Genomic DNA, 12,803 nt, shown 5'->3' with positions numbered 1-12,803 from the left:
ACATTTACCCAGCCTCACCATCTATTAGTAGCGATTTTAACACATCGGGAGAAGACGGTAGCATTCCGACTTTTAAGCCAAATGGCTTGAATACCTTGTTGAGAATCTCTGTATTGTAGCTGCCCCGATCATTCTCTATATCTGAGAGTGTTTTTCTTGAGACATCTACAAGTCTTGCGAACACATCCTGTTTGAGTCCCAGTATATTAATGCGTAAACTTTTTAACGCTTGGCCTTGTGTTAGCTCTCCAAGCAATAAGTGTTTGATGATTTTGTTTGCCTCTGTTTTGCGTTCTGCTGCACTTACTGCTTTGGCGTTTTTTGAGGTTTTCGATCTAGTCGGAGTATTAAGTTGCGATCGTTCTTTGGTCGAATGAGTTGCATCCGTCCCAGTCTTGGGCTGATGTTGATTTCGGTTTGCTCTTAGACGAGCAACGGTATCTTGTACGGACTCTTTATTGCTTGGCTTATTCATAGTAGCCCCCATTTAGTGAGCTTTTCTGATATATGATTAAGTCCAACGGCTGGCATCTCTAAGATTTGTTCTGGTACTCCTCGTAATGCTAGTCTCTGCTTTAAGTCAATGCATTTACTTGCAGTAATCTCTAGCTCTTGTAATAACACCTCTTTTGGCACGAGATCAGATAAGGTGTCCGCTATTCCGATGAAGTCGTAAGTTCCGCCAACCTCTAATGGGGCTTTCCATTTTGTTGTTCTTGGAATGCCTTCAGGATCAGCTTTCATTGGTGCGAAGTCGTAAACGGGAGCAAGCTTTATGACTCCATCACCTTTTAAGAATGAAGTGTTTCTGCCATGGTTATCACTATTACCAAACAAGATGTTGAGTAGATCTCTCTTCACCCATTCAATGACGAAAGCTTGGGTATCAAACCTATACCCTTGGTGTTTAACCATATTGCTTTCAGTAATTTTTTCTATGAGAGTTCGGATTGTTGTTTCGTGATCAAGAGTGACCCCAGCGCCTTTGTTCAAAATGGAATACACAGATTCCATGCCAAATCTCTCGATTTGCTGCTCATTAATTTGAACATCAAATCGAGGAAGCCATAAGGAAGGGTAGTTTAATCCTTCCTCCAAGCGCATACCGTCGGTGGAGATCGTTTCAACTCCCATTTCAGTTAGCTCGTGGTAGAAGTAGAACTCTGCTCTTAGAATATTACAGTCGATGGTGCTTCTTGAGCCTCTAGGGTACTTTACTAAGTAATGTAAGTCGTGGTTGCTATTGTCATCTTGGTATGGATCAATCCATATTTTTTCGCTGCCAGATCCATGATCGAGACCACATCGGAGGATCAGTTTTGGCGCTTCACCTCCAGCCCCTGTTGCACCACCCGCGGCTGCGCCCCTTTGCAGTGCATAGTCGAGGAAATCACCTGCTCGATTTTTAACATCATCAACAGAGAAGTAGAGGTTGTCTGCTACTTCGTAGCGCTCAGGAAGAGAGTCTTTTATTCTTAAGTTACCAACAGGCGACATTGTGCCAAACTTGAGCAAAACATAGTCTTGTTCATCAGAACTAAGGTCTTCAATATCTAGATATCTGACCCAGTACCGTCTACTAGCGCCGCTAGGCATAATATCGTCTAGAAACTTTAACCATCCAGGTTTACCCATGTCATTAAAAAAGAATGAGACAGGGTGGTTTAGTGAAACAGCGTGAAAGTCATCTTTATCGTGATGTTCTAGCGCATAGTCGCTGAGGTAGTTGAGTTCAGTCACTCGGAAATTATGTTGGCTACTTTTTGGGAATGAGATGATACCAATGTCTATCCATTCACTTCTGATAAAAGCTTGTACGGTTAGTTCTTCCATCAACAACACCTCTACTTATCAATGAGTAAAACTTTACTCTTAAAGTTCCTATCTTTCAACTTATGAGTAACTATTTACTCATAAGTATGTGGCGAGACTCTTTGTGAGTAAATAATTACTCGTAATCTGTAAGCCCAAATTGTTGATGAACAGAATGGATGGAACTATTTATTAATTTTTGACGTAGGTCTTGAAATCGCCAATGATTCCAAGGCCGGTCTCCTTTCTCTTACGTAGGGTATGTTTGATTAGGTACGTAGCGACTGTTTGACTTCAGTATGGTGAACAAAGAGGTGACGATATTTTGGTCGTGAAAGTACCAGTTACCAGATGTTGAAAGGCTCAGGTAGTGCATCGTTTAGTACCTTGTTTTAGTACTCATAGCCAGTTATTGAGAGACAGAATACAAAAAGGGCGATAACTCAAAGAGTTATCGCCCTTTCCAAACGTTTGGTGGAGCTGGCGTACTCTGAATGAGGTGTTTAAGTTGTTGTTTTTATTTGTATTTATTTGCAAGTGAGTGAGCTGGGGAACAAATTGGGGAACAGTAGTCAAAAGAGATGATTTAATTGCATTTTTTTGATGTTCCCCACATTGTTTTTTTCCGATTCAACTGTGTAATGGGGAACTGAACCGAGATCTGAATCTCAAGATTGCTAGGGCTTGTGATTTTAACACGATCTAGCAAATGATCTGATAAACGATCTAACTTGTCTAATTGCTTGTCTTTAACTTCTTCAAGTCGAATTCTTACCGTTCTAACTACATCAGCAAGACGAAGCATTTTTGCTCGACTTGTGCGACCGAGCTTCTCGCTCTGCTTCTTGACTTGTCTCATCATGAACCATCGGTGTGATTAAGAGGGGTTAGTATTATACCCATTCTACTTGCGCATACCCCTGCCTGTGATTTTGTGCGCTCTTTCAACCAGGAAGTAGTTCTTCCTAGTTCGATTAGGTGGAGAGAGTTAAGGAACAGAAGTGTTAACTGCTTTGCAGTTAACTTTCCTAGCTTGTCTGCCTCTTTGTTTTTTATGCATCATTTTTGAATATTTAATTGCCATAAGTTTAGAGGCTAGCTTTTATCCATTTTTAAGTTCTAACTCGCTTTGAAGCCTTGCTAGATAAGGGCTTAGGCATGGACTATGTTTTACTTATTTTATATATAAATCAACATTACATAGTCCATAGTTTAGTGTGAATAAAAAAGCATCCAGAAGGTAAGAACAGATAGAATAAGCAAACATGCGAAGAATTTTGCATTTAAATATAATCAAAACCGCTAAAGATAAATATAATATTTAAAAATGGTTTTATTATACCCGATCCTTTTGGTGAACTTATTTATGACGCTAATATTTATAATCTAGCTCCTTATGATTATAGTTAACCGAAAATTGAACCACCGTCATTCATAGCGTTGCTAGGAAATATAATGAAGAAAAATATTTCTGGGGGTGATAGTTATGAGGGTTTTTATAACCACACTCCAAACTCGCATCCTCATTAGCTCCCCCTGATATAACCTTTGAATTTTCAATCGACTTTAAAGAGTGGTTATGCTCCTTGTTTTTAAAAAAAATTTCCCTTTGGTGATTTTGAAAGTGAATCTGCCTTAAAGCCTTGCTAGATAAGGTTTGAGGTGTGGACTATGTTTTACTTATTTTATATATAAATCAACACTACATAGTCCATAGGTTAGTGTGAATAAAAAAACAAGTAACAAGTAAACAACCGATAGAGCAAGCAAACATGCGAAGCATTTTGCATAAAATAAAAACCAGCTACTCATGTATAATAAAATAATAATCAACTAACCTTTAATTTCTATATTAATAAAAATAGTTAATTTATAAGATTGTAACTTGTAAAGTGAAAATAATTCACTTATGCTGAGAGGGTAAAGTATAAATATAATTATAATCCCCATAGAGGGAAAGGCAGTTTTTAAAATGACGTACAGTTGCATTAAAGGAGAAAGTGCGGTAGACACTCAACTCTTCATATCATCAGGTGATGAAACACTTCTAGCTAAAGCAGAAGCATTCAATTCTACAGACAGAATAGTAGTTACAACTCAAAGCCATCTTGTTTTAACTATCAGAAAGCATGACGCTAAAGATAAGGTCATTACAGCTATCAACTTCGACTTCAAAGCTAAGTATGCATCAAGCATTGCTCTTACTGCGATTAAGCATAAGCTAAATATGCATGACATAAGCACTGACACAAAAATTACTACTGGTTACAGTGATGTAAGTTTTGCGAAATACGTTTGCGAAGCTTTTAACCAGTTCAATTCTCAGTTGCTTCTTAGAGAGAGCGCTAAGGCTGTTAAATCACTAGTTCCTTCTATGATCTCATCGGATGAAGAAGCAGTGAGAAATCTGATGGAATGGACTGGAGTTAGCACAGAAAAAGCAGAAGCTATCTACGAAGAATCTCATTCAGACCTGATGGAAGAGATCATCAAATCTGTCACTCTTACTGCTGACCACAATGCGTACGAACTTCACGACATGGAGATGGAAGTTTTCGCTCAGAACCAGCGCAATGTGGTTGTTCTGCGCTCACCTACAGGTACGTGCAAAACTGAGTTTGCAAAAGCTCTAATTGAAAGAGAAGCTAGTAAAGGACGCAAGACAGCCACTATAACTGGTCTTATCGCTGTGGTTAAGCAGCACACACCATCAAATGTTGCCTCAGCGTTTTATGATGAACAAATGCATGTCATTGAAAATGCGACTCATCTAAGTGCTACTGTCAACTCTCTTACCAACGCTTTTACAGCAGAGACAGTAAAAGAAGCGGACACAATCATCATTGATGAGTGCGAAAAGGTTTTACAGTCTATCTTCGATCCTCGCTCTGACTATATCAGCGAGTTAGCTAAAAGAACGATTAGGGCAGAACTAGCTCAAGCTATAAGAAGCAACAAGAAAGTGATCTTCATGGACGCTGATGCTACTGACGCGATTTCTGTGAGATATGCAAAAGCTTTTGGTCGCAAAGTTAAAACTGTGAATATGCGTAAAAACGTATACAGAGATATCGCTACTACAGTCGAAAGTATTGAGGTGATGAATCAGGAGCTAATAGCTAAAAAGTTACTTGGTAAAAGTCAGATGTTCATTGCTTGCGACAGAAAGGGCGAAATCGACCGTCTAGTCGAGCAATCTGGCTATATAAACTCGAAAGGCAAGGTTGACTACAATAAAGCGCTAAAAGCGGGAATCCTGGTCGTACACAGCGAAAATAAAGGCGGGAAAGAACAACGTGCATTTCTTAAGAATCCAAACAAGGAGATCGTTAAATACCGCACTGTTATTGTATCGCCATGTTTAAGAGAAGGTTTCAGCATTACAGCAAATCATGCTGATGAAGTCATAGTGCTTTGTAATCGCGTTCTTCAGCCAACAGCACTGGTGCAATTAGCAAGAAGACTTAGAACAGCAATCAGGTTGACTTTTGCTGTACCGACATTCTCACAAGCGGCTGCTTACACTGATTATCGTGCTGATGCAATCAAAGGCAATATCAACAGCGAACTAGAAGCTGAGTTTCTGGTTCGAGAAGAATTACTTAAAAGTAATCTTCGATTTACGCTAGCTAAAACACTACAGCTCCTAGGTTTTAATGTTGAGCGTGTTGATGTTGATTTTGAAGAAATTAAGGCAGCTTCAAAAGCAGATAAGGTATCAAAAGAAGCTTTCGAAAAGTCAGAGATGAAAGCTACTACTGAAGCACTTAATCTCAATAATGTATCAATTGCAGAACTAAAAGAAAAAGAAGAACTGACAACAGATGAAAGCTACGCAGTTAAGAAGTACGAGATAGCACAAAGACTGCGCATTAGCACTGAGCGTGTTGATGAAGATGTGTATGAGTTTAACAAAGTTTTCAAAAAAGATTTTCTGAAAGCGTTTAAGGGCAACTTGCTTAATGGAGGCACCAGCTCAAAAGAGGCAAAAGCTATGAAAGTTCTTGCTGATGCGCTTGGAGTTAAAGAGCTTAGTGTAGACACTGAAATTGTAGTTGAGGACACAACAGCAGTTTACAACCATATCGTTGACAAACAGCGTAGATCAACTTTTAACGCCGCTGGACTATGTGAATTAAAGGCAGGCAAGAAGCGCTCAGACACAAAAGGTAAGAAGGCAGCATCAAGAGCACTTAAAGAAATCATGACTGCACTTGGATTTGTAGAGAAGAGAAACAGAAGAGGTAACACCACAAACGGTAAAATCTACACGTTGCACAAGCTTGCCAAGTCAGCTTTGTTTGAAAGCAATGCAATAGACGAAATTCAAGCGCAGTTCGTTCTTGTTGATGACAAGAGAAGAGAAAGTGAAAGAGCTAGAGTTGAAGCAGAAGTCGCGGCAGAAAAAGCGGCAGCAGAAAAAACAGATAATAATATAAATAATAATAAGAAGGTAAATGAACATGCATAGTGTTAATAATTTAATCGAATCAAAACCATTTCTGAGCGGAAGTGAAGTGTCATCCATCTTAATCAAAAATGGTTATACATACAGAAACAAGGCATCTAGTAAAGCCTTAAGTGAAATGCTGTTTTGCACACAGAGAAAAGCGATTAATATAATAAATGATGGTTTAAAAGATAAAAGCACCCTTGCATTGTTTTATTTGCAATTCAACCTTGCTGAAAGTGACATTTAAAAGTTGATTATAATATTTTAATTTATTATATTAAAAGTGTGAGGTGATTGTACGTCAACTCATACTTTACAAAGCTTTTAACCCCAGTTAAAACTGGGGTCTTTTTCGCCCTGACCTTTTCGCTACTGGTCGGGGCATTTTTTATCTTAAATAAATTATCTGTTTTAGTTGCATGGGTTTAATTAATTAAAAAAGGTAATTGACATCAAATCGCCATTTTTGCCTTTTTATTTCTTTATGTATTATTTTTAAATAAAATAAAAATAATCATTAAAAATGCCACTCATTATAACTTTGTTATTTGTATTTGTAATATAAAAGTTTGCAATATAAACATAAAGTAAAGGGGGACACTTAAACACCGAAAGTTAATAATAAAAATGGAAAATACAAAATGAAAGATTTTAAAGAAACTGAAATAAAAGTTGAAAGCAAAAAAGAACTACTTCTATCTCTAATGATCAAAGCTGTTGATGCTCAAAGAGAAAAGCTTATGTTAAGAGAGTGGGATGTCGATTATATGGAAAAGGAAAGCGGTTCCGTCAGAGGTTTCTGTGAACAGTTAGTGTTTGGTGACGAAGATGTGTGTGAGCAAGTTCTAAGCGAGTTCATCGATATTCACGAGCTGGACGATAAGTTTGAACTAACTGATTGCAGCTTCATCGACAACGCAAGAGACATGCAGCATGCGTTGGTTAATGAGCTAGTCGAGCGCTACGACTCATAATCCTCCAGAAGCCCCTGTCAGGGGCTTTAATAAAAATAATAAAGAGGCACAACATGCAACACACTAACGAAGTAATTGAATTTGCAGACAAGTATCTGTTCAAAGAAAGACATGGATACAATAACTCAGTCATCAACCCTGTCAGCGGCATGGTGAAGCTGACAGGTCTGTCTAGGAACACTGTTCAGCAAGCATTTGCGGGTAAGAAATGCAGTAAGCTACAAGTTAAAGTTCTCGAACTTCTTGAAATCATTGTTACTGATGACAAGAAGAAAATGAAAGAGATTCGAGAGATAGCAAGAAAATATCAGTAATACCAAAGTCGGCCTGTGACCAACCGCGGAGCTGCTTCGTTAAATCCACAAGTTGACAGAAGCGAGCTAGACGGATGCTCGCTTCTGTCAACTTGGGATAACTATCTTGAAATTGAAACTAAGCGTTGGCAGTCAAACAGAACTATTTACGGCCTTCCACCTTCTTCATAATCATCTTCATAATCATCTTCATCTTCATAATCATTTTCGTCTTCGTAACAATAGCCTTCACCACCACAATTAGGACAAACTTCAACTTCCTCAACACCTTCGCCATAACAGGTGTGGCACTGCGCGAACGGCTTGTCTTCTTCTGGATCATAACCTGAACCATGGCAGTTAGTGCATCTAATAGTTACGTCACTACCACGACCATTACATAGCGAACAAAGTACTTCTTTCATTTTGAACTCTCCTGTGTATAACCGTCATTAATGAAGTGGGCGGTTATCGCCTGTATTTGTGGGTAGCAATGATGTTTCATTGGGAATTGAACCAGATATTAGATTGGCTTGGTTTAGTGCGAAATCGACTGCGTTTGCTACAATCGAATCCATTCCTCCAGATTCTGCAATTCTAACATTTCTTGCCGCTCCACCTGAAATAGTAGGTTTACCCTTTCGTTTTAATGGCATACACCACCTGTCTTGTTTTTTCATGTAATCACCTTTGATCGTTGGTTATGAGTATCTGTTGTAAGTCTCATGTGTTAAGAGCTTCCAATTTTGTTTGTCAGTGGAAAGTAGTCGGTATCTAGCCCCTACATTAAATACAAATTTGATACCAAATCTTGTCTTAATTTTTCTGGGATACCGTTTTTCCATGACCGATGATGACAAGATTTCTGATGCTTTTTTTACTACATGGTTTGGGACACCAGTTCCGAAATCAATATTGTTGTAAAGTTGCATTTCACTCTCCTTCATCATCTAGGGTTAGTGTATGTAAGAGCGAATTTTTTTATACCCCCAGTTTTATTCGAGCCAGCTTTATTTGAAAATGAAGCTTAAGAGGTGCAAGATGATAATCTAATTTAATCAGAGGGTTGGGACGCCATTATGTTGATTCCAAATACTGCTCAGACTGTTGACTTTGTGTTCGAGTTACTGGATCTGAAGCTTAGTAAAAACAAAAAGATTGCTATTGATAGTCGCTCAGAATTTGAGAGTCAAAATGAGATATTCAAAGAAAAATGCGTTCTTATAACTTCTGCTTTATCTTCAGATGATCCCGACATATGGTTATACATAGATCAAACGATAGGGACGCTTTTAGGAGCAATGCAGGAACTTAATTTGCTACTAGGCCCTTTAGCTAGGGATGAAGCTAATCAACAGAAAAATAGGGCGATATTCATCAGTTATTGGTGCATACCATACGCAATTTCAGCAATAGGCAAACTAGAAGGTAGGATTGATAGAGAATCGCCATTGTCTACTATGAGGACTTGGTTGATTGAGATCTTGCAAGGAAGCGATGATGTAAGAAAAGCTACAAAATCTAAAAGCTGTGATGTTGAATCATTCATTCGCCAAAAACTGGCTCTAGTGCTTCCAAGGGGAGTCAGTGGAGATATAAAAAGCGATCTGGCCTCGAATAAGGGATGGAAATCAATTTCATATTGTGACGAGTTAAATAAAAATTTGCTTGAAAAGTTTCAAGCTGATTTAGTTGGTCGTGAAAATGCTAAATTACTTCCCCAGATTAGATCAGTGGTTAAGGCTGGCGGTGTATTAAGAAAAGCTATAAAAGGCATTGATTTTGAAGAGTTGACTATTTCTGATGCTGATGAAGTAATGCTAAAAATGGACAATTTCCTTCTTTCCTTTGAAAAGATACAAGATAATTTTGAAACGGGTACTGAAACTGACGCTTCTGATTCACTTATTGAGGTGTTTAATTATCTAGAATCTAACTTGGTAAAAGAAACCAGCCAACACACCTTGAAAAATATACATGCTATCAATGAGTTAGTCGGAGGTTTTCCTACGGTTGCAGCTAATAATGGCTTTGAGTATATCTTGTTGATATTGCATGAGCACATGGCTGATTTTGAAGGTTTTGACCCTACACTATTACAAAGTGTTATTGATAAAAGTAAGCATGTTGATGACAATACCTACGGAATTATAATATCTAATGCTCATGAACGAGCACGACAGGAATTTATTAACTTTATTGAAAAGGTTAGAAAAAGTTCCTCTTCATCTCAGCAATTACTTGTTTTGTCTTGCATAGTATTGGCTATCTCATTAGTGTGCTTACAAACCGTCCAACACAATAAAATGACGAAACTCATTGCTGCAATTAGAAATTGTTTGAGTTCTTTTGGAGATTTTGTTGTTTTGCCACCATTCTCTACGCCTTTTGATCGAAGAACAAAGACGCTCATTGATATCAATCGTTTCAATGAAGATAGTCAGCTAATTGCATATTCAATTAAAGTGTACAATATGCGGTTGATTGAAAGCCTACACGTGTCTGATTGGTCGGGTAAGTTAATACTCCCATTTTGGCACATGGATTTTCAGTTAGAAGAATTTATCGACTCATACCATAACGGCAAGTTTGATAAGACAAAGGCGAAAGTGCTAACTAAACCTAACCGCTTTTGGAGGGTAGATCGCTCGTCAGTATATGAAGTATTACGAGATATTGAATTTTACATAGAGATATTTGGTGTGAAACTTAAAGATGGCAATGCGATTGTTCCACCTAGTGTTGATAAGTATCTTCGTTTAACAGATGGCATAAAAAAGAAAGCACTGAAAGTATTAAGCCCTAAAGAATATGAAAAAGATAATGCTGCATCGAAAAGATCGATCAAAGCAAGGCGGGCTGGTGAAAAAAGTTATATTGGTTCTGATGGTTTGCCAGTTTTTATCCTGAACAAGTAGCATAAGAGTTCCAATCCACCGCTAAGATACTCCCAAGGAGTGGTAACAAACAAGACAAAATCAGGCCTTGCTTTTGTGGCCCATTTAGGCTTATCGGTGACCGAATTAAATTTAAAATCTTACATTAGAAAACGTCGGTCACTAAGTATTTATAGGTTGAGTAAAGAGCATCTACTCTAAGTAACTTGGGGGCAGAACTGACAGAGCAATCTTTCAAGGCTTCTTCAGCTCTAGCCATCGCTTAGGTCTTACAATGTTATCTCCTTAGATGACAAACAGCCTCATTGGGGCTGTTTGTTTTCTAAACATAGGCTTGTGAATACTGTTTCTGAGCCGTGCGCTAGAAGGAAGTTACAGTCCTAGTGACCTTAAGTTTCTGTTTCGGGTTAATGTTTAGGTTTTGGCTCTGTTTCGCACATACAAACCGACACATATTGAATAAGCCATTCCCATGCATGGGAATGAACTAGCTAGCTGTAATTGCCATTCCTAAAATCGGAAGTGATCTCAACTGATATTGCGTTACTTATACGAAATGTTAATGCCTTAAATAAGGTGAGTTTTATTCGTTTTTACTTTTTTATAACATAGTTTAACTACGTGGGTTTTTTAAAGTTATAAAACTATCAAAAAATTTAGACATACCGATGTAGTGATGCGCTGATATACCGTGATTTTCAGCTAATGCTGTGATTTGATTTTTATAATTATTATAATGACACTCTGGTAGTTTTATTAGCGAAGTACCATCATATTCTGGAGCGAATCCACATAGTTGGTCATCTGTTAGATACGGTATGTCTGTTTCTTTTCTACTAGTAACTCTTATATAACTTTCTTTTAGTATAGATAGATCTAATGTACTGAATGCAGGCCTTTTCTTTTCGAATGTTTGTAAAAATAAATCGTAGTATTCTTTATTATCTCTCACGAGCGGGATAATTCGATCCAGCCGATGAAACTGGTTAGTATTTATAATCGGAATCCATTTGGGGTTGTGTAGCAAGCTCATTCCTAAAATTGGGTTGGTTATTGATTGAATTGCAACACCATTTACCCACTCTAGCTCAAGTAACCGCTCTACTAAATAGTTCAAAACTCCTTTGTTTTGCCAGTGTTCTGTTAAGTATATTGAGTTAATTGCGGGATAAGAGATGTTGGGGTTAGGTATATCTTGAGCAAGTGATATTTCTAACTCTTGAAAAACTTCATTGTAGTAAAGAGTGAATGAATTTCTTGTCGCTAAATGGTTGAAAATGTTTTTTAATATATTATCAATGATATCTTTAACTTTATTGTTCATGATTATAAGTATTTATGAGTTGGTTTTTATTTTATAGCTTATCTATCTAAGTCTTTCAAGTTTTAATGCTTTATGTTTCTTGTTTTTAGTGTGGTAGTGAGGGGCTATTGTTGATTTGTTTTAATGATATATTTCTTTGCCATGTGGCAATAATGTAATGTGTTATATTGAATAATAATTTAATGAAAGGTAGTGGTGTTACTTTTTATCTATAATTTACAGTTTACATTCGAGTTGAATTTAAAGGTGTAGGCTTTTACAGCGCAACAGTAATATGAATAACCTAGAATAAAGCAATCCCATACGTGGGAATAGAGCAGCTAACTTCAAATCAGCGGCACTTGATTTCGTTAACCATAACGATCTAGGTTGATTCCCATGCGTGAGAATGGGGGAGTCAACTTCACATCAGCGGCACTGGATTTCATTGAGTATGCCGAACATGGCTGATTCCCATGCGTGGGAATGGGGTAGTCAACTTCACATCAGCGACTCTCGATTTCATTGACCTGCCGATTCTGACTGATTCCCATGCGTGGGAATGGAGTAGCCAACTTCAAATCAGTGGCACTGGTTTTCACTGACGATGCCGATCTAGGTTGATTCCCATGCATGGGAATGGGGGAGTCAACTTCACATCAGCGGCTCTCGATTTCATTGACCTGTCGATTCTGACTGATTCCCATGCGTGGGAATAGAGTAACTAACTCAAATCAGTGGCACTGGTTTTCACTGACGATACCGATCTAGGTTGATTCCCATGCGTGGGAATAGGGTAGTCAACTTCACATCAGCGGCTCTCGATTTTATTGACCTGCCGATTCTGACTGATTCCCATGCGTGGGAATGGAGTAGCCAACTTCAAATCAGCGGCACTGGATTTCGTTGACCATAACGATCTAGGTTGATTCCCATACGTGGGAATGGAGTAGTCAACTTCACATCAGCGGCACAGGTTTCCACTGACGATGCCGATCTAGGTTGATTCCCATGCATGGGAATGGGGGAGTCAACTTCACATCAGCGGCTCTCGATTTCATTGACCTGTCG

At 38.2% G+C, this 12,803-nt stretch carries 11 protein-coding genes; 5 read left to right on the top strand and 6 right to left on the bottom strand.

Annotated elements, in window-relative coordinates; all coding sequences use genetic code 11:
- Positions 1-4: 4 nt before the first annotated feature.
- Together VV1_RS01960 and VV1_RS01955 are read right to left on the bottom strand one after the other, a co-directional pair.
- A complete protein-coding gene (locus VV1_RS01960) occupies positions 5-487 on the bottom strand; it encodes a helix-turn-helix transcriptional regulator (protein ID WP_029786578.1) in 483 nt (160 codons plus the stop codon).
- Entirely contained in the window at positions 472-1,833 is a 1,362-nt protein-coding gene (locus VV1_RS01955; RefSeq protein WP_043877077.1) for a type II toxin-antitoxin system HipA family toxin, read from the bottom strand. The genes VV1_RS01960 and VV1_RS01955 overlap by 16 nt, the downstream gene beginning before the upstream one ends.
- A gap of 1,951 nt (positions 1,834-3,784) precedes the next feature.
- Between VV1_RS01955 and VV1_RS01945 the strand changes: the two genes are divergently transcribed.
- From VV1_RS01945 to VV1_RS01930, 4 genes are all read left to right on the top strand, one after another.
- The gene (locus VV1_RS01945; protein WP_011078498.1) at positions 3,785-6,283 is read left to right on the top strand and encodes a DEAD/DEAH box helicase family protein; all 2,499 of its coding nucleotides are present in this window, start codon (positions 3,785-3,787) and stop codon (positions 6,281-6,283) included.
- On the top strand, positions 6,276-6,512 hold the full coding sequence (locus tag VV1_RS01940; RefSeq protein WP_133295488.1) for a hypothetical protein: 237 nt from the start codon (positions 6,276-6,278) through the stop codon (positions 6,510-6,512). The genes VV1_RS01945 and VV1_RS01940 overlap by 8 nt, the downstream gene beginning before the upstream one ends.
- 394 nt (positions 6,513-6,906) lie before the next feature.
- Positions 6,907-7,239 (top strand): hypothetical protein, encoded by a 333-nt coding sequence (locus tag VV1_RS01935; RefSeq protein WP_011078497.1) that lies wholly within the window; start codon positions 6,907-6,909, stop codon positions 7,237-7,239.
- Positions 7,240-7,292: 53 nt separating this feature from the next.
- Positions 7,293-7,553 carry a hypothetical protein gene (locus VV1_RS01930; protein ID WP_011078496.1) on the top strand — a complete coding sequence of 87 codons (261 nt, stop codon included), beginning with the start codon at positions 7,293-7,295 and terminating at the stop codon, positions 7,551-7,553.
- Positions 7,554-7,699: 146 nt separating this feature from the next.
- Here VV1_RS01930 and VV1_RS01925 read toward each other — a convergent pair whose 3' ends face one another.
- Genes VV1_RS01925 through VV1_RS25515 form a run of 3 tightly spaced genes read right to left on the bottom strand, consistent with a single transcriptional unit; the run spans position 7,700 to position 8,464 of the window.
- Entirely contained in the window at positions 7,700-7,957 is a 258-nt protein-coding gene (locus tag VV1_RS01925; RefSeq protein WP_011078495.1) for a molecular chaperone DnaJ, read from the bottom strand.
- Between the two features lie 27 nt (positions 7,958-7,984).
- The gene (locus tag VV1_RS01920) at positions 7,985-8,212 is read right to left on the bottom strand and encodes a hypothetical protein (RefSeq protein ID WP_000743727.1); all 228 of its coding nucleotides are present in this window, start codon (positions 8,210-8,212) and stop codon (positions 7,985-7,987) included.
- A 21-nt stretch (positions 8,213-8,233) separates the two neighbouring features.
- The gene (locus tag VV1_RS25515) at positions 8,234-8,464 is read right to left on the bottom strand and encodes a ParE family toxin-like protein (RefSeq protein WP_043920907.1); all 231 of its coding nucleotides are present in this window, start codon (positions 8,462-8,464) and stop codon (positions 8,234-8,236) included.
- A 147-nt stretch (positions 8,465-8,611) separates the two neighbouring features.
- Between VV1_RS25515 and VV1_RS01910 the strand changes: the two genes are divergently transcribed.
- Positions 8,612-10,450 (top strand): hypothetical protein, encoded by a 1,839-nt coding sequence (locus VV1_RS01910; RefSeq protein ID WP_011078494.1) that lies wholly within the window; start codon positions 8,612-8,614, stop codon positions 10,448-10,450.
- 592 nt (positions 10,451-11,042) lie between these two features.
- Here VV1_RS01910 and VV1_RS01905 read toward each other — a convergent pair.
- Positions 11,043-11,753 carry a hypothetical protein gene (locus VV1_RS01905; protein ID WP_011078493.1) on the bottom strand — a complete coding sequence of 237 codons (711 nt, stop codon included), beginning with the start codon at positions 11,751-11,753 and terminating at the stop codon, positions 11,043-11,045.
- Positions 11,754-12,803 lie beyond the last annotated feature (1,050 nt).

The organism is Vibrio vulnificus CMCP6 (assembly GCF_000039765.1).
GTDB lineage: Bacteria > Pseudomonadota > Gammaproteobacteria > Enterobacterales > Vibrionaceae > Vibrio > Vibrio vulnificus_B.
The sequence above is the reverse complement of the archived record's forward strand: the minus strand, read 5'-3'. Positions and strand labels throughout refer to the sequence as shown.